Here is a 19,559-nt window from a genome sequence, read left to right as displayed (position 1 = left end):
CCATGAGCAATGCCACTTCCACGCTCAACCAGGCGGCCGCGCTGCCCGGCATCGAGGCGACCGGCGAGGCCGGCGATTTCGCCAGCCTGCTGCAAAAACAGTTCAAGCCGAAGTCCGACAAGGCGCGCGACGCGGTCGAGAACGCGGTGCGCACGCTGGCCCAGCAGGCGCTGCAAGACACCGCGCTGCTGTCCGACGACGTGCTCGGCACGATCGAACGCATGATTGCGCAAATCGACAAGAAACTGTCCGAACAAGTCAACGTGATCTTGCACCACAAGGAATTCCAGGCGGTCGAAGGCGCGTGGCGCGGCTTGCATTACCTCGTCAACAATACCGAAACCGACGAGATGCTGAAGATACGCGTGATGAACATCTCGAAGAACGAGCTGCACAGGACGCTGAAAAAATTCAAGGGCGTCGCCTGGGATCAAAGCCCGGTGTTCAAGAAGCTGTATGAAGAAGAATACGGCCAGTTCGGCGGCGAGCCTTACGGTTCGCTGGTGGCCGACTATTACTTCGACAACAGCGCACCCGACGTCGACCTGCTGACCCAGATGGCGCAAGTGAGCGCCGCCTCGCACGCGCCGCTGATCACCGCCGCCGACCCGGCCGTGATGCTGATGGACAGCTGGCAGGAGCTGGCCAACCCGCGCGACCTGACCAAGATTTTCCAGACCCCGGAACACGCCGCGTGGCGCTCGTTCCGCGAGTCGGACGATGCACGCTACGTCGGCCTGGCGATGCCGCGCTTCCTGGCGCGCGCACCGTACGGCGCGCGCTCCAACCCGGTCGAGGAATTCGATTTCGAGGAAGACACCAGCGCGCCGAACAGCGCCAACTTCACCTGGGCCAACGCGGCCTACGCGATGGCGGTCAACATCAACCGCTCGTTCAAGAACTATGGCTGGTGCTCGCAAATCCGCGGCATCGAATCCGGCGGCGCGGTCGAAAACCTGCCGGTGCACACCTTCCCGACCGATGACGGCGGCGTCGACATGACCTGCCCGACCGAGATCGCGATTTCCGACCGGCGCGAGGCGGAGCTGGCCAAGAACGGCTTCATGCCGCTGGTGCACAAGAAGAACAGCGACTTCGCCGCCTTCATCGGCGCCCAGTCGATGCACAAGCCGGCCGAGTACGACGATCCGGACGCCACCGCCAACGCCAACCTGGCCGCGCGCCTGCCGTACCTGTTCGCGACCTGCCGTTTTGCGCATTACCTGAAGTGCATCGTGCGCGACAAGATCGGCTCGTTCAAGGAACGCAGCGACATGGAAATCTGGCTCAACAACTGGGTCGCGCGCTATGTCGAAAACAACCCGGCCACCGCCACCGACGCCGACAAGGCGCGCAAGCCGCTGGCCGGCGCCGAAGTGGTGGTCGAGGAAATCGAAGGCAATCCCGGCTACTACGGCGCCAAGTTCTACCTGCGTCCGCATTACCAGCTGGAAGGCTTGACGGTGTCGCTGCGGCTGGTGTCGAAACTGCCGTCGGCCAAGGCCTGATGCGCCGCATTACGTTGTAAGTAGCTTGTAAGCACGCTCCCCTCCACATGAAAAGGAACTACACATGATCTTGCTGAACTTCGCCACCAAAATCAAGGGCACCGCCATCCTCGACGCCCACACCGACTGGATCACCATCGACTCGATCGAATTCGGCGTCGGCCGCGCCATTTCGACCAGCGGCGGCGGCACCGACCGCGACACCAGCAACCCGTCGTTTTCCGAAATCCGCTTGTCCAAGGCCACCGACATCGCCTCGTCCGACCTGTTCATGCAGGCGATTTGCGGCAAGAGCCTGGGCAAGGCCGAGATCCACTTCATCCAGACCGGCGGCACCAGCAGCAAGGGCCAGGTCTACCTGAAGATCGAACTGGAAGCGGCCATCGTCAGCTCGTACGACCTGAAAAGCGCCGGCGAACGCCCATCGGAAACCTTCTCGATCAACTTCACCAAGATCAGCTACCAGTACGACTCGTTCAACGGCGCCAGCGTCACCCCGGGCACGCCGAAGAAATGGGACCTTGAGGCGAACGCCAAGTACTGATGGTCGAGCTGACCAGCAAGGAGAGGCTGCAACCGTCGCTGCTGGACCGGCTCACCGACGACGAGGCCGGCAGCCCGCAAGAGCCGCGCGACAAGCGCGTGCTGTCGATGCGCGGCTTGCGCAAGGCGGTGCTGCGCGACCTGGGCTGGCTGTTCAACACCACCTGCCTGGGCGCGCTGCAAGAGCTGGCCGACAGCCCGCTGGCGGCGCGCTCGGTGCTCAATTTCGGCTTGCCGGACCTGGCCGGGCGCACCGCGTCGGGCTTGCAGCTGGCCGAACTGGAACGCCGCATCCGCCAGGCGATCTGGGATTTCGAGCCGCGCATCCTGCGCGACAGCGTCAGCGTGAAAGCGGTGGCACCGGGCGACCGGTCGGCCAACCCGAACCAGCTGGCGTTCGAGATCCACGGCGAGCTGTGGGGCCAGCCGCTGCCGGAACGGCTGTATTTGAAGACCGAGCTGGACCTGGAAATGGGCCAGGTCACCCTGTACGACATTGAATCGAGGACCACCTGATGGACACCAGGCTGCTGCGCTACTACGAGCAGGAATTGCAGCATTTGCGGGAAATGGGCGGCGAATTCGCGCGCGACTTCCCCAAGATCGCCGGCCGCCTCGGGCTGGAAACCTATGCCTGCGCCGATCCCTACGTCGAACGCCTGCTGGAGGGCTTCAGCTTCCTGGCGGCGCGCGTGCAACTGAAGATCGACGCCGAATTCCCGCGCCTGACCAACCACTTGCTGGAACTGGTGTACCCGCAATACCTGGCGCCGACGCCGTCGATGGCGATCGTGCAATTGCAGCCGGACATGGACAATCCCGGCCTGGCGCGCGGCTACCAGGTCGAGCGCGGCAGTTCGCTGCGCAGCCTGCTCGGCAAGGGCGACCAGACTTCGTGCGAATTCCGCACCGCGCACCAGGTCACGCTGCTGCCGCTCGAATTGACGGAAGCGTCGTATTTCGCCTACAGCGGCAACCTGAACGGCATCGCCGTGTCGCGCCTCGGACCGCTCAAGGCCGGCCTGCGCCTGCGCCTGAAGGCCGGCGCCGGGCTGGCCTTCAACGCGATCGCGCTGGACCGCCTGGCGCTGCACCTGCGCGGCAGCGACGCGCTGCCGACCCGGCTGCTGGAACAATTGCTGGCGCACGCGGCCGGCATGGTGGTGATGCCGGCCGAGGCCACGCCGGCCTGGCATGAAATCCTGCCGCGCAGCCAGATCCGCCAGCGTGGGTTCAGCGACGACGAGGCGCTGCTGCCGGCCGGCCCGCGCTCGTTCCAGGGCTACCGCCTGTTGCAGGAATATTTTGCGCTACCGCAGCGCTACCTGTTCGTCGAACTGGGCGGACTGGCCCATGCGGCCGGCCGCTGCGCCGGCGGCGAGCTCGATATCGTGGTGCTGTTCAACCGCTTCGAGCCGGCGCTGGAACAGGCGCTGGGCGCGGCCAACTTCGCGCTGCACTGCACGCCGGCGATCAACCTGTTCCCGAAACGCGCCGACCGCATCAACCTGACGGCCGGCCAGGCCGACCATCACCTGGTGCCGGACCGCAGCCGGCCGATGGATTATGAAATCTACCAGGTGCAGGGCGTCACCGGCTACGGCAGCGGGGCCGACGCGGAACAGCGCTTCGCGCCGTTCTATACCGCCAACGACCTGGCCGGCGGCGCGCCGCCGGCGTACTACCAGGTGCGGCGCGAAGTGCGCCGGCTGTCCGAGCGGCAGCGCCGCCAGGGACCGCGCTCCAGCTACATCGGCAGCGAAGTGTTCCTGTCGCTGGTCGACCCGCGGGAAGCGCCGTACCGCGGCGACTTGCGCCAGCTCGGCGTCGACACGCTGTGCAGCAACCGCGACCTGGTGCTGAGCATGCCGCTGGGCAGCGGCAAGACCGACTTCATCCTCGAATCCGGCGCGCCGCTGCGCGCGGTGCGCTGCGTGGCCGGCCCGACCGTGCCGGCCGCCTCGCACGCCGAAGGCGAAACCGCGTGGCGCCTGGTCAGCCACCTGTCGCTGAATTACCTGTCGCTGACGGACCAGGACAGCGCCCAGGGCGCGGCCGCGCTGCGCGACTTGCTGCGCCTGTATTGTCCGGCCCACGACAGCGGCGCGCTGCGCCAGGTCGACGGCGTGCGTTCGGTGACGGCCGGCGCGGTGACGCGGCGGCTGCCGCTGCCCGGCCCGGTATGCTACGGACGCGGCCTGCAAGTGGCGCTGACGCTGGACGACGCCGCCTTCGAAGGCAGCGGCGCGTTCTTGCTGGGCGCCGTGCTGGAAAGCTTTTTCGCCAAATACGTCAGCCTCAATTCGTTCACCGAAACGACGCTGCACACCACGGCGCGCGGCGCCGTCATGCGCTGGCCGGCAAGGGTGGGGCGATGCGAGATCCTGTAGCGCTGCTCGACAGCCTGGAAGCGACGCCGGCGGCCTACGATTTCTACGTCGCACTGCGCCTGCTCGAATGCGCCCATCCGGAACTGCCGCGCATCGGCGAGGCGCTGCGTCCGCAGCACGAGCCGGTGCGTTTCGGCCAGCAGCCGTCGCTGGCGTTCGAGGGCGCGATGCTGGCCGGCCTGCGGCGCGCCGCCGATACCGATGCGGATGGCAGGGCGCCGCGGCTGCTGGTGAATTTTTTCGGGCTGCTGGGCGCCAATGGCGTGCTGCCGCTGCACCTGACCGAATACGTGCGCGACCGCCAGCGCAATGCCGGCGATAGCACCATCGCGCATTTCCTGGACCTGTTCCAGCACCGCATGATCAGCCTGTTTTACCGCGGCTGGGCCAACGCCCAGCCGGCGCTGAGCCTGGACCGGCCCGGCGACGACCGCTTTTCGGCACGGCTCGGCGCGCTGATCGGCATCGGCATGGCGTCGCTGCGCGAGCGCGATACGGTGCCCGATTTCGCCAAGCTGCATTACGCCGGCCGCATGGCGCCGCATCCGCGCAACGCCGACGGCCTGGCCGCCATCCTCGGCGATTTTTTCAAGCTGCCGGTGCGCCTCGAACAATTCGTCGGCCACTGGATGCGCTTGCCGCCGGACGGCCTGTGCCGGTTGCGCAGCGGGCCGCAGGCCCAGGTGCTGGGCCAGGGCACGCTGCTGGGGACCAAGGTGTGGAACCGGCAGCACAAATTCCGCATCGTGTTCGGCCCGCTGACGCTGGAGCAGGCGCACCAGATGCTGCCCGGCGGCGCCAACATGCAGCGGCTGATCGACTGGGTGCGCAATTACTGCGGCCTGGCGCTGGACTGGGACGTGCGGCTGGTGATGCAGCGCGAACAAGTGCCGGGCCTGCGGCTGGGACGCGCTTCCCGGCTCGGCTGGACCAGCTGGGTCAGCAGCGCAGCGCCGGCACAGGACGACGAACAATTGTGCTTCACGCCGGCCAAACTGAGTGCCCCGACTACCCCTGACCACCTCTCTGACCACACCTTTCATGAAGGAGCAGCATATGGCTGACATTAGCCGCATCGCCTTGTTCGGCAAACTCGACCGCCTGTGCTACCAGGCCATCGAAAGCAGCACCGTCTTTTGCAAATTACGCGGCAATCCGTATGTCGAACTGGTGCACTGGCTGCACCAGCTGCTGCAATTGCAGGACAGCGACCTGATGCGCATCGTGAACCATTTCGGCGTCGATCCGGCGGCGCTGGCGCATGACCTGACGGCGGCGCTGGACCGCCTGCCGCGCGGCGCCGGCTCGGTCAGCGACCTGTCGTCGCAAGTCGAGGAAGCCGTCGAGCGGGGCTGGGTCTACGCCACGCTGATGTTCGGCGCATCCGAAGTGCGCAGCGGCCATTTGCTGCTGGGTGTGCTGAAAACCGCGACGCTGCGCAACACGCTGTTCGCGATATCGCGCCAGTTCGAGCGGGTCAAGCCGGACTTGCTGGCGGAAGACTTCGGCAAGCTGCTGGAAGGTTCGCCGGAAGCCGCACCTGGCGCCAGCGCCGCGGCTGAAACTGCGCCGGCCGGCGGCGCGCCGTCGCGCCAGGAAGCGCTGCAGCGTTATACCGTCGACCTGACCGAACAGGCGCGCAGCGGCAAGCTCGATACTATCGTCGGCCGCGACGAGGAAATCCGCCAGCTGATCGACATCCTGATGCGGCGCCGCCAGAACAACCCGATCCTGACCGGCGAGGCCGGCGTCGGCAAGACCGCCGTGGTGGAAGGCTTTGCGCACCGCATCGTCGCCGGCGACGTACCGCCGGCCTTGCGCAGCGTGGTCTTGCGCACGCTCGACATCGGCCTGCTGCAGGCCGGCGCCAGCGTCAAGGGCGAATTCGAAAACCGCTTGCGCCAGGTGATCGAAGAAGTGCAGGCCTCGGAAAAACCGGTGATCCTGTTCATCGACGAGGCGCACACGCTGGTCGGCGCCGGCGGCGCGGCCGGCACCGGCGACGCCGCCAACCTGCTGAAACCGGCGCTGGCGCGCGGCACGCTGCGCACCGTCGCCGCCACCACCTGGGCCGAATACAAGAAGCACATCGAAAAAGACCCTGCCCTGACGCGCCGCTTTCAGGTGGTGCAAGTGGCCGAACCGGACGAAGCGAAGGCGCTGCGCATGATGCGCGGCATGACCGTCACGATGGAAAACCACCACCGGGTGCAGGTGCTGGACGAGGCGCTGGAAGCGGCGGTGCGCCTGTCGCAGCGCTACATCCCGGCGCGCCAGTTGCCGGACAAGGCGGTCAGCCTGCTCGACACCGCCTGCGCCCGCGTCGCGGTCAGCCAGCATGCGACGCCGGCCGCGGTGGACGACGCGCGCCAGCGCATCGCCGCGCTGGACACCGAACTCGACATCATCGAGCGCGAAGCGGCGGTCGGGGTCAATACGCAGGCGCGCGAAGCGGCGGCGCTGGATGCGCTGGCGCTGGAAAAAGAGCGCCTCGACACGCTGGAAGCGCGCTGGTTCGCCGAACAGAAACTGGTGGCGCGGATACTGAAATTGCGCACCAGCCTGCGGCAGGACGGCGCCGACTGGGACGCGCTGCAGGAATTGAAGGCGCTGCAAAACGGACTGGCCGAACTGCAGGGCGAAACCCCGCTGATACTGGCCAGCGTCGACGCCCAGGCGGTGGCGGCGGTGGTGCAGGACTGGACCGGCATCCCGGTCGGCCGCATGGTCAGGAATGAACTCGACAATGTGCTGCGCCTGGCCGACACGCTGGGCCAGCGCATCATCGGCCAGCGCCACGCGCTCGACACCATCGCGCGGCGCATCCAGACCTCGCGCGCCGGACTCGACAATCCATCGCGGCCGGTCGGCGTGTTCATGCTGGCCGGCACCTCGGGCGTCGGCAAGACCGAGACCGCGCTGGCGCTGGCCGAAAGCCTGTACGGCGGCGAGCAGAACATCATCACCATCAACATGAGCGAATACCAGGAAGCGCACAGCGTCTCGACGTTGAAGGGCGCGCCGCCGGGTTATGTCGGTTATGGCGAAGGCGGCGTGCTGACCGAGGCGGTACGGCGCCGTCCGTACAGCGTGGTGCTGCTGGACGAGGTCGAAAAAGCCCACCCGGACGTGCACGAACTGTTTTTCCAGGTGTTCGACAAGGGCTGGATGGAAGACGGCGAAGGGCGCGTGATCGACTTCAAGAACACGCTGATCCTGCTGACCACCAACGCCGGCACCGACACCATCGGCGCGCTGTGCCGCGATCCGGCGCGGATTCCCGAGCCGGACAGCATGGCCGCCGCCTTGCGCGCGCCGCTGCTGCAAGTGTTCCCGCCGGCGCTGCTGGGCCGGGTGGTGGTGGTGCCGTACTACCCGCTCAGCGACAGCATGCTGGCGTCCATCATCGAACTGCAATTGAAACGCATCGCGCGCCGCATGGAGCAGGCGCACAAGGCGCCGTTCACGTGGAGCGACGCGGTGGTCGGCCTGATCGGCAGCCGCTGCACCGAGCTGGAAAGCGGCGGCCGCATGATCGACGCAATCCTGACCAACACCGTGCTGCCGGCCATCAGCGGCGAATTCCTGCGCCGCATGGTGGCCGGCCAGACCATCGCCAGCGTGCATGTGGACGTCGCCGACAGCGAGTTCGTGTACGACTTCGCCAGCGCCGCCGGGGAGTAAATACCGCCATGTCACTGACCCAGAACCAGCGCGAACTGGCGCTGCATTGCGTGCTCGGCACGGACACGCTGCTGGTGCGCGGCATGGAAGGCGACGAAGGCTTGTCGCAGCTCAGCGAATACCGCATCGAGGCGCTCAGCGAACGCGCCGACTTGCAGATCGACGATTTGCTGGGCACGCCGATGACGCTGTCGGTCGAACTGCCGCGCGGCGGCCAGCGCTTTTTCCACGGCTATGCCGCGCGGTTCGCGCTGACCGGCCGCTTCGGCCGCTACTGGCGCTACGACATCGTGCTGCGGCCGTGGCTGTGGTTCCTGACGCGCGCGTCCGACTGCAGGATTTACCAGGACCAGAGCGTGCCGCAAATTATCAAGAGCGTGTTCGAGCGCTACGCCAGCGCCGACGTCGATACGTCGGCGCTGAGCGGCAGCTACCAGCCGCTGGCCTATTGCGTGCAATACCGCGAAACCGACTTCAATTTCGTCAGCCGGCTGATGGAAGACGAGGGCATTTATTACTACTTCAAGTGCGCGTCCGGCCGCCACACGATGGTGCTGGCCGATTCCTACGGCGCGCACCACGACGTGCCGGGCTATGCCAGCGTGCCGTTCGGCCCGACCGACGACCCGACCATGCGCGAGAGCGAATCGATCTGGCAGTGGCGGGTCGAGGGCGAAGTGCAGCCGGGCGCCTGCGCCTTGCAGGCGTTCGACTTCGAACGGCCGTCCAGCGCGGCGCTGCTGGTGAAATCGTCGCTGCCGCGCGGCTATGCCGAGTCCAGCCACGAAATGTTCGACTATCCGGGAAAATACACGGCGCGCGGCGCGGGCGAAACCCAGGCCCGCACCCTGATCGAAAGCTATCACGCGCATTATCGCCAGGTGCGCGCCGAGACCGGCGCGCGCGGCCTGTTCCCGGGCGGCCTGTTCGCGCTGACCGAGCATCCGCGCGGCGACCAGAACCGCCAGCATCTGATCGTCTCCGCGCACTACACGCTGCACGCCGAGGAATACCAGCCGGCGCCGCCGCCCGGCACGCCGAAACCGGCGCCGCAACCGGTGATGACGTGCAGCTTCAGCGCCATCGACCGCCAGTACGCCTGGCGCAGCGCGCCGCTGACGCGCAAGCCGCTGGTGCACGGGCCGCAAACCGCGATGGTGGTCGGCAAGGCCGGCGAGGAAATCTGGACCGACAAATACGGCCGCATCAAGGTGCAGTTCCACTGGGACCGGGTCGGCCATGAAGATGAAACCAGCTCGTGCTGGGTGCGCGTGGCGCAGGGCTGGGCCGGCAAGCGCTGGGGCAGCATGTTCATTCCGCGCATCGGCCAGGAAGTGATCGTCAGCTTCCTCGAAGGCGATCCGGACCAGCCGCTGGTGACCGGCAGCGTCTACAACGCCGACACCATGCCGCCGTACGCGCTGCCGGAACATGCGACCCGCTCGACCATGCGCAGCAATGCATCGAAGGGCGGCGGCACCTTCAACGAACTGCGCTTCGAGGACAAGCAGGGCAGCGAACAGCTGTTCATCCACGCCGGCAAGAACCAGGACAACCGGGTGCGCCACGACTCGCGCGAGTGGGTCGGCCACCAGCGCCACCAGGTGGTCAAGGGCGACCGGCTGGAGCGCACCGGCGGCGATGTGCACGCCAGCATCGGCGGCGGGCGCAGCGAAAAAGTCGGCGGCACGGTGTCGCTCGACGCCGGCATGGCGATGCAGGCCAAGGCGGCCACCGCATACGGCGTCGAAGCGGGCATGGCGGTCACCATCAAGGCCGGCATGAGCGTCATCATCGAGGCCGGCGCGACGATCGCGCTGAAGGCCGGCGCCGCCTACGTGATCGTCGGCCCGGCCGGCGTGATCATGTCGGCGATGCCGCTGGTGATCCCGCACGCCGGCGACGCCATCATCGTGCCGCCGCTGATGCCGGTGGCGCCGCAGGCGCCGGACGAGGCCGACGAAGGAAAACCATAAGCGACGATCGACAACGATAAACGACAGCGCCGGCGCATGTGCGCCGGCCGACACTGACAGCAAGGACACCATACGATGCCGCTCACTTTGCGCATACAGACTTACCGCAACCAGCCTTTGGCGCAAGCCGTCGAGTGCAGCTTTTCGGAGCAGGGCGGCAGCCTGGGACGCGCGCCGGAAAACCAGCTGGTGCTGGAAGACGACAGCAAATACATCTCGCGCGTGCATGCGCGCATCGCCTTTCGCGACGGCGGCTATTACCTGACCGATACCGGCGGCAATCCCAGCGTCGTCAATGAACGCCCGCTGGGCGGCGGCCGCGAAGTCCGCCTGGAACACGGCCACCGCATCCTGGTCGGCGAATACCTGCTGCTGGCCGACATCTGGCAAGAGGCGCCGCTCGTCATCGCTCCCGTGATCGCGCCCGCGATTGCCGCGCCGGCTTACGCGCCGGCCGCGCCGGCATGGCCGGACGACCTGGCCAGCATACTCAACAGCGTGGACCACGCGCACCAGGCCCATCCGGCGATGGTCGACGATCCGCTCGGCCTGGTCGCGCCGGCGCCGGCCTTCCATGGCGCGTACAGCGACCATGTGGCGCCGGAAAAGCAGGCCTTCAGCCTGCCGCCGGTTGCAGCGGCAGTGGCAGTGGCAGCGCCGGCCATGATCGCGATCCCGGCCGGCTACGATCCGATGGCCGATGGTTTTGCGGCGCCGGCCGTGGCGCCGCCGATGCCGGCCGCTCCCGCGCCGGTCCCGGTCGCGGTCCCGGTTGCGGCCCCGCTTGTGGTGCCTGCCGCTGTCCCTGCGCCCGCTCCTGCTCCTGTTCCCGCGTCTGCGCCTGTTTCTGCACCAGTCCCCGGCGCCGCCGATCCGGTGCTGCAGGCGCTGCTGGAAGGGCTGGGCTTGTCCGGCCTGCGCATCGATCGGCCGGCCGCCGACGTGGCGCGGCTGGTCGGCGCGCTGCTGCGCGAAGCGACCGCCGGCACCATGGACATCTTGCTGGCACGTGCGCTGACCAAGAAGGAAAGCCGCATCGACATGACGATGATCGCGGTGCGCTCGAATAATCCGCTGAAATTCTTCCCGGCCGCCGACGGCGCGCTGACGCAGATGCTGACCGGCGCGATGAACGGCTACCTGGAGCCGCTCGATGCGATGCGGCACGCGTTCGACGACTTGCGGGCGCATGAAGTGGCGGTCATCGCCGGCATGCGCGCCGCGCTCAACGCGGTGCTGCTGCGCTTCGACCCGGCCGCCATCGACGCCGGCCTGAGCCAGCCGTCGCGGCTCGACAAGCTGCTCGGCGCCAGCCGCAAGTCGCGCCTGTGGGATCGGCTGGTCGAACTGTACGGCGTGGTCGCGCGCGAAGCCGACGACGACTTCCAGCGCCTGTTCGGCGAAAAGTTTTCCGCCGCTTATGCGGAGCAGGTCGCGCGCTTGCGCGGCGCCGCCTGAGCCGGTCGCCCTTCATCAAGATCAACGAGGTATCTATGTCCTGGAATAACAAAATAGTCTGGTCCGAAGGGATGCTGCTGCAACCGCAGCACCTGCAGCAGCACGACCGCTACCTGCAAACCCAGCTGGAAGCGCGCGTCAATACGCTGCGCCCGTACGGCTGGGGCTTTTCGCGGCTGCGCATCGACCAGCAATTGCTGGCGCAGGGTAAGCTTTCTCTGCTCGAATGCAGCGCCGTGCTGCCCGACGGCACGCCGCTGGCGCTGCCGCTGGACGACGCCTTGCCGCTGCCGCTGGACGTGCCGGCCGACGCGCGCAACGTGCTGGTGATGCTGGCGCTGCCGCTGCGCCGTCCGGGCGTGCCGGAAGTGGCCATGGCCGGCCATGCCGGCGACGAGCAGTTCGCGCGCCACGGCAGCGCCGAAATCGAAAGCTGGGACAGCAATGGCGGCGAGGCCAGCGCGCTGCTGGAAATCGGCAAGCTGCGCCTGAAGCTGGCGCTCGAAAGCGAGGTCGCGAACGCCTACGCCACGCTGGCGGTGGCGCGCATCATCGAGCGCCGCGCCGACAATATGCTGGTGCTGGACGCCGATTTTTGCCCGCCGTGCCTGGACCTCCACGCGGCGCCGAAACTGGAAAGCTTTGCCGCTGAAGTGGTCGGGCTGCTGCACCAGCGCGGCGATGCGCTGGCGGCGCGCCTCGGCCAGCCGGAAGCGGCCGGCGCCGCAGAAATCGCCGACTTCCTGCTGCTGCAATTGATCAACCGCAGCGAACCGCTGTTCGCCCACCTGGCCGTGCTGGCCGGCCTGCATCCGCAGCAATTGTATGAAGCGATGCTGGCCCTGGCCGGCGAACTGGCGACATTCACCCAGGCCGGCAAGCGGCCGGCGCCGTATCCGCCGTACCGCCACACCCAGCTGGCCGACAGCTTCCAGCCACTGATGCTGGACTTGCGCAAGTCGCTGTCGGCGGTGATGGATAGCCAGGCGATTGCGATCCCGCTGGAAGACCGCCAGTTCGGCATCCGGGTCGGCGTGCTGCCCGATCCGGAACTGCTGAAGAGCGCCGCCTTCGTGCTGGCGGTGCATGCGCAAATGCCGGCCGAGGCGCTGCGCAGCGGCTTCCCGCCGCAAGTCAAGATCGGCTCGGTCAGCCAGATCGGCGACATGGTCAACCTGCAGTTGCCGGGCATCGGCCTGCGCCCGTTGCCGGTGGCGCCGCGCCAGTTGCCGTTCCACGCCGGCTACACCTATTTCGAACTGGACCGGGCCAGCGCGTACTGGCAGCAGCTCAATCACTCTCCGGCTTTCGCGCTGCACGTGGCCGGTCAATTCCCCGGATTGCACATGCAGTTCTGGGCCATCAGGAAGTAAGCCATGACCGAACCATCCCATCCGTTCCAGGACCAGGAGCAAGACCCGGACCGCACCATCCTGGTGCCCAGCCCGGCCGGGCGGCGCCCGCCCGCATCTGCCGCGCCGGCCGCTGCCAACCTGAATCCGGTCGACCCGGGCCCGGTGCAGCTGCACGGCAGCGGCCTCAATCCGCTGGTGCGCGCCGCCAATCCGCTGCTGGACCTGATCGTGCCGCTGCGCCTGACCGTCACCCAGCCCGACCTGGAACAATTGCGCGAACGCCTGCAGCGCGCCATCCATGCCTTCGAGGCCGAGGCGCGCGCGGCGCGCATCGACACGCTGGCGATCGCCGCCGCGCGCTATGCGCTGTGCACGCTGCTCGACGAAACCGTGTCCAGCACGCCGTGGGGCGGCAGCGTGTGGGGCTCGCGCAGCCTGCTGGTGACCTTTCATAACGAGGCGTGGGGCGGCGAGAAATTCTTCCTGGTGCTGCAGCGCCTGAGCCAGGATGCGCGCGCCAACCTGGACTTGCTGGAATTGATGTACCTGTGCCTGTCGCTGGGCCTGCAGGGCCGCTACCGCGTGCTCGAAGGCGGCCACGAACAATTGGCGCTGCTGCGCGAACGGCTGCAATACCTGATTGCGCAGCAGCGCGGCACCTATGAGCCCGACCTGTCGCCGCACTGGCGCGGCGCGGCGTCGGCGCCCCGCTCGATGCTGCGGCTGGTGCCGCTGTGGGTGCTGGCGGCCGCCGCCGGCGTGATCCTGCTGGTGCTGCACCTGGTGCTGAGCATCGGCCTGAACCGCGCCTCCGACCCGGTCTACGCGGCGCTGCTGCGGATTCACGCGGCGCCGGCCGCGCTGCCGGCCCGCGCCGCCATCGCGCGCCCGGCGCCGGACCGGCTGGCGCGCTTCCTGGCCCCGGAAATCGCCGCCGGCCTGGTCAGTGTCGACGAAACCGCCGACCGTTCCATCGTCACCTTGAAAGGCGACGGCCTGTTCGCCTCCGGCAGCGCGGAGCCGGACAGCCATTTTGATGCGCTGCTGCTGCGCATCGGCGATGCGCTGGTGCCGATGCCGGGCAAGGTCAGCGTGATCGGCCATACCGACAATACCCGTCCGGGACTGTCGGCGCGCTTCCCGTCGAACTTCGACCTGTCGAAGGCGCGCGCGGCGGCGGTGCTGCGGATGCTGGCGCAGCGCGCCGGCCCGGCCGGCCGCTACACGGCCGAAGGGCGCGGCGACGGCGAGCCGCTGGCGCCGAACGACACGGCGCTGGGCCGCGCGCGCAACCGGCGCGTCGACATCGTGCTGCTGACGCCGCCGGCGCCGCAATAAAGGGAGTCTCCGCATGAAACTCGATCCGATCCAACGCTGTCTTTGCAGGTGCTTATGAAACGATTTATTCCCTGGCTGCGCAAGCCCGCCGTGCTGGCGCTGTGCGGCGTGCTGCTGCTGTCGCTGCTGGTCTGGTATGAAGCGCCGTTGCTGGCCTTCGACGGCGCCGAGCCCTTCGCCTCGGCCCGTTCGCGCTGGCGGCTGGTCATCCTGATGCTGCTGGCCTGGGCCGGCTGGTTCGGCTGGAAATGGCTGGCCGGCGTGCGCGCCTCGCGCCAGTTGATGGACGGCGTGGCCGCCCGGAACCAGCCGCCGGCGCCCGGCGCGCAGGAATCGGCGGCCGAACTGGCCGCGCTGGCCGAGCGCATGCGGCAGGCGATGGCGGTGCTGCGCAAGGCGCAACCCGGATTGCGCACCGGCAGCCGCTATATGTACCAGCTGCCGTGGTATATGTTCATCGGCGCGCCGGGCAGCGGCAAGACCACCGCGCTGACCCAGTCCGGCCTGCAATTCCCGCTGGCCGGCGCGCTTGGGCCGGGCGCCGTCGGCGGCATCGGCGGCACCCGCAATTGCGACTGGTGGTTCACCGACGAGGCGGTGCTGCTCGACACGGCCGGCCGCTATACCACGCAGGACAGCTACACCGAAGTGGACCGCGCCGCCTGGGGCGGTTTCCTCGACTTGCTGAAGAAGCACCGCGGGCGGCGTCCGATCAACGGCGTGATCGTCACGCTGAGCGTGTCCGACTTGCTGCAACTGGGCGAATCGGGCCGCAAGACGCAGGCGCTGGCGGTGCGCGAGCGGCTGCGTGAATTGCACGAACGGCTGGGCATCGGCTTCCCGATCTATGTGATGGTCACCAAGTGCGATCTGCTGGCCGGTTTTTCCGAATTCTTCGACGGCATGGGACGCGACGAACGCGGCCAGGTGTGGGGCATGACGTTCCCGCTCGACGCCGGCCAGGCCGCTTCCGGACTGGGCGCCTTCCCGGCTGAATTCGCGGCGCTGGAACACCAGTTGCAGGTGCGCCTGCTGGCCCGCATGGAACAGGAGCGCGACTTGCAGCGGCGCGGCTTGCTGTACAGCTTCCCGCAGCAATTCGCCGCCATCCGCGACGGCCTGGAAAGCATGCTGGCCGAGATCTTCCAGTCCAGCGTGTACGCCGATGCGGCGCTGCTGCGCGGCGTGTATTTCACCAGCGGCACCCAGGATGGCCGACCGATCGACCGCGTGATGGGCGCGCTGGCCGGCGCCTTCGGGCTGGACCGCAACGTGCTGGCGCCGCATGCGGCCAGCGGCCGCAGCTACTTCCTGACCCGTTTGCTGCGCGACGTGATCTTCAAGGAAGCCGACCTGGGCGGCTTGAACCGCCAGGCCGAACGGCGCCGCCAGTGGATCAACTGGGGCGCCACGGCGGCGATCGGCGTGGCGCTGGTGCTGACCGTCATCGCGCTGCTGGTCAGCCATTCGCGCAACCAGGACATGGTCGGCGACGTGGCCGGGCGCACTCGCGATATCGAACGCCTGGTGGCCGCCACGTCGCCGCAGGACGGCGTGCTGGCGCTGCTGCCGCCGCTGGCCGCGGCCCGCAACCTGCCGGCCGGGTATGCGCAGCGCGACGACGGCGTGGCGCTGCTGAACCGCTTCGGCCTGTACCAGGGCGATAAACTGGGCTCCGGCGCGCAAACGCTGTACCACCGGCTGCTGCGCGAAATGCTGTTGCCGCGCATCGTGCTGCGCATGGAAGCGGTGCTGCGGCGCGGCGACGCCAACAACCAGGACTTGCTGTATGAAACGCTGCGGGTGTACCTGATGCTCGGCGACCGCAAATTCTTCGACGCCGAATCGGTGCAGGCGTGGCTGGACCTGGACTGGAGCCGCAACCTCGACGGCGCCAGCGCGGAACAGCGGCGCCAGCTGGCCGGCCACGTCGCGGCGCTGCTGGAAGACCCGGAATTGAGCGGCGCGCAGCTGGACCCGGCGCTGATCGCCCAGGTGCGCCAGACGCTGGCGCTGATGCCGCTGCCGCTGCGCGTGTACAACCGCCTGAAGCGCGAAGTGGCGGCGGCGCGCCTGCCTGACGTCAGCATCAACGGCGCCGCCGGCCGCGACGTGTCGTCGCTGCTGGCGCGGCGCAGCGGCGAATCGCTGACGCGCGGCCTGCCCGGCCTGTACAGCGTGGCCGGCTACCGCAAGCTGCTGGAACGCAGCGGCCAGGCCGCCGCCGACGTGGCGCGCGACAACTGGATCCTGGACCGCCAGGAAGAAGCGGCCGGCAGCAATCCCGCCGGCGACGACAAGAATCAATTGAAGGGGGCGGTGCTGCAACTGTATTTCGCCGACTACATCCAGCAGTGGGACACGCTGCTCGGCGATATCAAGGTGCAGCCGTTCGGCACGCTGGACCAGGCGGCGCGCATCAGCAATGCGCTGGGCGCGCCCGACTCGCCGCTGCGCACGCTGCTGGCGACGGCGTCGCGCGAAACCACGCTGGACCAGGCCGGCGACACGGCGGCCGATGCGTCGGTCGGCGAGCTGGTCAAGGGCCGGCTGGACCAGGCCCGGAAAAAACTCGAATCGGCGCTGGGCGGCACCGAGACGGCGGCGCCGCCCAGCCCGGGCAGCGACAACCCGGTGACGCTGCACTTCGCCGACCTGCATAAACTGGCGACCGGCGCGGCCGGCGCAGCGCTGCCGCTGGACGCCACGCTGGCCATGCTGAAGGACGCCGCGCTGTTCTTCGACGCGGCCGACAGCGCGCGCCGCAGCGGCGCGGTGGCGCCGCCCGGCGATGCGCTGGTGCGCCTGAAACGCGCAGCGGATGGCAAGCCGGCGCCGCTGTCCGGCATCCTGCAATACGTCGAAAGCGCCGGCAACAGCCTGACGCTGGGCAATGAACGGGCCCGCCTGAGCGCGCTGTGGGCCGGCTCGGGCGCGCAGTTTTGCGGCGCGGCGATCGCCGGCCGTTATCCGCTGGTGCGCGGCGCGGCCAGGGAAATCACGCCCGAGGACTTCGGCAAGTTCTTCGGCCAGGGCGGCGCGATGGACGATTTCTTCACCAGGAACCTGGCCTCGTATGTCGACATGAGCGGTGCGCAATGGCGCTGGCGCAGCGGCGGCGGCGCTGCCGCGCTCGGCATCAGCCAGGAAACGCTGGACCAGTTCCAGCGCGGCGCGCGGCTGCGCGACATGATGTTTGCCGCCGGCGGCCGCCAGCCGTCGCTGCGCTTCGACTTGAAACCGGTCAGCGCCGATGCGGCCTTGAGCAAGATCGTGCTGACCATCGACGGCCAGCCGGTGACCTTGGTGCAGGGCGGCCCGCTGCAAGGCAGTGCGGTGATCCTGCCGAGCGGCAAGGATGGCGGACGGATCAAATTGGAAGCGATACCGGCGCTGCAAGCCGAGCTGGCCGCCGAAGGCCCGTGGGCCTGGTTCCGCATGATGGACAAGGCCGTGCTGACGCCCGGCCCGCAAGGCGAAAAATACCGCGTGACGTTCGACCTGGAAGGCCGCAAGGCGGTCTATGAACTGACCGCCAGCAGCGTGGTCAACCCATTCCAGCGCGATGCGCTGGAACAGTTCCGCTGCCCGGCCAGCCTGTAGACGTTAAAGGGGCCGCTGCTCGCAGCGCAGCAGCAGCGCGGTGATGTTGTCGCGGCTGCCGTGCCGCTTGGCCAGCGCCACCAGCGCGGCGCAGGCCGGCTCCAGCGGGCCGGACCCGGCCTGCGCCAGCGCCTGTTCGATCTCGATATGCGGCACGCAGCCATGCAAGCCGTCGCTGCACAGCAGCAGCAAGTCGCCGTCGCAGACGGTATGCATGCGCACCTCGGGAACCACCGCCGACGCCGGGCCGACCGCCTGCAGCAGCAGGTTTTGCGGCGGCAAATGCTCCAGCGCGCCCGATTCCAGCGCCAGCTGATACGAGGTCTGGTCGCGCGTCAGCAAGGCCAGCTCGCCGCCGCGCCAGCGGTATAAACGGCTGTCGCCGATATGGAACAGGATGAAGCCGTCCAGTCCCGGCGGACTCCAGAAACCGGTCAGCGTGGTGCCCATGCCGGCACCGTCGGGCATGCCGCGCGCCCGGTTGTCGCGGTACAGCCGGCTGTTGGCGTGATCGACCGCGTCGAACAGCAGGCCGGCGCCGCGCAACTGCTCGTCGGCGCGGGTCGCGTCCGGGTCGGCGTCGGGCAAGCCGCCGCCAGCGCCGGCGGCCAGCGCCTGGCGCAAATAGTCGGCCAGCGCCACCAGCGCGGCGGCGCTGGCCACCTCGCCGGAAGCGTGGCCGCCCATGCCATCGGCGACCACCGCCAGGCCGAGTCCTTCATCGATCAGGAAGCAGTCTTCATTGTGCTTGCGTACCGCGCCCGCGTCGCTGACGCCGCAAGCCGGCCCGATCCGCAAACGGCTGGACTGCGGCGGATATATCTGGATTGTCAAACTGGCTCCCATGCTTGGAGGGCCGGGGCGGCGACATGCCGCCCCGGCCATGCAAGAGATACGCGGCATCGGCCCGGATGGACGCGCGCCGCCTGCGGATATCTTGGTTTACAATCCGTATCATCAAAAACGGCCGGACCTCGAGCTTCAACCTGAATCATCATGTATCGAATGAACACGCCGTGCGACAGGCACGAGGACCGGGCGCCCGGCTTTTTCGGCAAGGTGCTGACGCATGGCGACTTTGTCTCGCGGCGCCTGCCGCCGATGCTGCTCGATGCGTGGGACGGCTGGCTGCAGGCGGCGATGCGGGCCAGCCGCGACAGCCTCGGGCCGCGCTGGCTCGATACCTATCTGAACAGTCCCGTGTGGCGTTTCGTGCTGGCGCCGGGCGTATGCGGCGAGCGGGCCTGGGCCGGCGTGCTGATGCCCAGCGTCGACCGGGTCGGACGCTATTTTCCGCTGACCATCGCCTGCGGCGCGGCAGGCGGCGCGCTGCTCGACTGGATCGACAGCGGCCACGCGTGGTTCGGCCGCATCGAGGAACTGGCGCTGTCGTCGCTGCGCGACGATTTCGTGCTGGAGTCTTTCGATGCCGCGCTGCTGGCCGGGCCGGCGTTGGCGGATCATCCCGCGCCCGGCAGCCGCGGACCGCACGGCGCGCGGCTGCCGCTATCCGGCATCGACGGCGGGCTGGCGCGGCAACTGGCGCGGGCCGCGCTGGACGGACGCAGCATCTGGTGGACCGAGGGGTCGGCCGCCGTCGAGCCGTCGCTGCTGGTCTGCCAGGGCTTGCCGCAACCGGCGGCGTTCGCCGGCATGCTGGCCGGAAACTGGCGGCAAAGCGGCTGGGCTTGAACTTGGCTGGAT

The 19,559-nt window shown here is 68.3% G+C and carries 13 protein-coding genes; 12 read left to right on the top strand and 1 reads right to left on the bottom strand.

What is annotated here, in order from left to right:
* The first annotated feature begins 2 nt into the window (after positions 1-2).
* The 11 genes from tssC (at position 3) to tssM (ending at position 17,855) form a co-directional block, all read left to right on the top strand.
* Positions 3-1,508 (top strand): type VI secretion system contractile sheath large subunit, encoded by a 1,506-nt coding sequence (gene tssC / locus GJA_RS25030; RefSeq protein WP_051781311.1) that lies wholly within the window; start codon positions 3-5, stop codon positions 1,506-1,508.
* Positions 1,509-1,572: 64 nt separating this feature from the next.
* Positions 1,573-2,052: an Hcp family type VI secretion system effector gene (locus tag GJA_RS25025; protein WP_038497806.1), complete on the top strand. Its 480-nt coding sequence runs from the start codon at positions 1,573-1,575 to the stop codon at positions 2,050-2,052.
* The gene (gene tssE, locus GJA_RS25020; protein WP_038497802.1) at positions 2,052-2,567 is read left to right on the top strand and encodes a type VI secretion system baseplate subunit TssE; all 516 of its coding nucleotides are present in this window, start codon (positions 2,052-2,054) and stop codon (positions 2,565-2,567) included. The genes GJA_RS25025 and tssE overlap by 1 nt, the downstream gene beginning before the upstream one ends.
* The gene (tssF, locus tag GJA_RS25015; protein WP_038497800.1) at positions 2,567-4,441 is read left to right on the top strand and encodes a type VI secretion system baseplate subunit TssF; all 1,875 of its coding nucleotides are present in this window, start codon (positions 2,567-2,569) and stop codon (positions 4,439-4,441) included. Before tssE ends, tssF begins: the two co-directional genes overlap by 1 nt.
* The gene (gene tssG / locus GJA_RS25010) at positions 4,426-5,505 is read left to right on the top strand and encodes a type VI secretion system baseplate subunit TssG (protein WP_197539814.1); all 1,080 of its coding nucleotides are present in this window, start codon (positions 4,426-4,428) and stop codon (positions 5,503-5,505) included. Before tssF ends, tssG begins: the two co-directional genes overlap by 16 nt.
* Positions 5,498-8,125 (top strand): type VI secretion system ATPase TssH, encoded by a 2,628-nt coding sequence (tssH, locus tag GJA_RS25005; protein WP_038497797.1) that lies wholly within the window; start codon positions 5,498-5,500, stop codon positions 8,123-8,125. The genes tssG and tssH overlap by 8 nt, the downstream gene beginning before the upstream one ends.
* Positions 8,126-8,133: 8 nt before the next feature.
* Positions 8,134-10,101 carry a type VI secretion system Vgr family protein gene (locus tag GJA_RS25000; protein ID WP_051781310.1) on the top strand — a complete coding sequence of 656 codons (1,968 nt, stop codon included), beginning with the start codon at positions 8,134-8,136 and terminating at the stop codon, positions 10,099-10,101.
* Between the two features lie 75 nt (positions 10,102-10,176).
* On the top strand, positions 10,177-11,559 hold the full coding sequence (gene tagH, locus GJA_RS24995) for a type VI secretion system-associated FHA domain protein TagH (RefSeq protein ID WP_038497794.1): 1,383 nt from the start codon (positions 10,177-10,179) through the stop codon (positions 11,557-11,559).
* A gap of 35 nt (positions 11,560-11,594) precedes the next feature.
* Positions 11,595-12,932, top strand: a complete 1,338-nt coding sequence (tssK, locus tag GJA_RS24990; RefSeq protein ID WP_038497791.1) for a type VI secretion system baseplate subunit TssK — start codon at positions 11,595-11,597, stop codon at positions 12,930-12,932.
* Positions 12,933-12,935: 3 nt separating this feature from the next.
* Positions 12,936-14,252 carry a type IVB secretion system protein IcmH/DotU gene (gene icmH / locus GJA_RS24985; RefSeq protein WP_038497788.1) on the top strand — a complete coding sequence of 439 codons (1,317 nt, stop codon included), beginning with the start codon at positions 12,936-12,938 and terminating at the stop codon, positions 14,250-14,252.
* A gap of 54 nt (positions 14,253-14,306) precedes the next feature.
* Positions 14,307-17,855 (top strand): type VI secretion system membrane subunit TssM, encoded by a 3,549-nt coding sequence (gene tssM / locus GJA_RS24980; RefSeq protein ID WP_038497784.1) that lies wholly within the window; start codon positions 14,307-14,309, stop codon positions 17,853-17,855.
* A 3-nt stretch (positions 17,856-17,858) separates the two neighbouring features.
* Here the strand turns inward: tssM and GJA_RS24975 are convergent, their stop codons facing one another.
* A complete protein-coding gene (locus GJA_RS24975; RefSeq protein ID WP_051781309.1) occupies positions 17,859-18,689 on the bottom strand; it encodes a PP2C family protein-serine/threonine phosphatase in 831 nt (276 codons plus the stop codon).
* 162 nt (positions 18,690-18,851) lie between these two features.
* Between GJA_RS24975 and tagF the strand changes: the two genes are divergently transcribed.
* Complete coding sequence (tagF, locus tag GJA_RS24970; RefSeq protein WP_197539813.1) at positions 18,852-19,547, top strand: type VI secretion system-associated protein TagF; 696 nt, start codon at positions 18,852-18,854, stop codon at positions 19,545-19,547.
* Positions 19,548-19,559 lie beyond the last annotated feature (12 nt).

This window comes from Janthinobacterium agaricidamnosum NBRC 102515 = DSM 9628 (assembly GCF_000723165.1).
In the GTDB taxonomy this organism is placed as follows: domain Bacteria; phylum Pseudomonadota; class Gammaproteobacteria; order Burkholderiales; family Burkholderiaceae_D; genus Janthinobacterium; species Janthinobacterium agaricidamnosum.
This window is presented reverse-complemented; position numbering and strand designations above follow the sequence as displayed.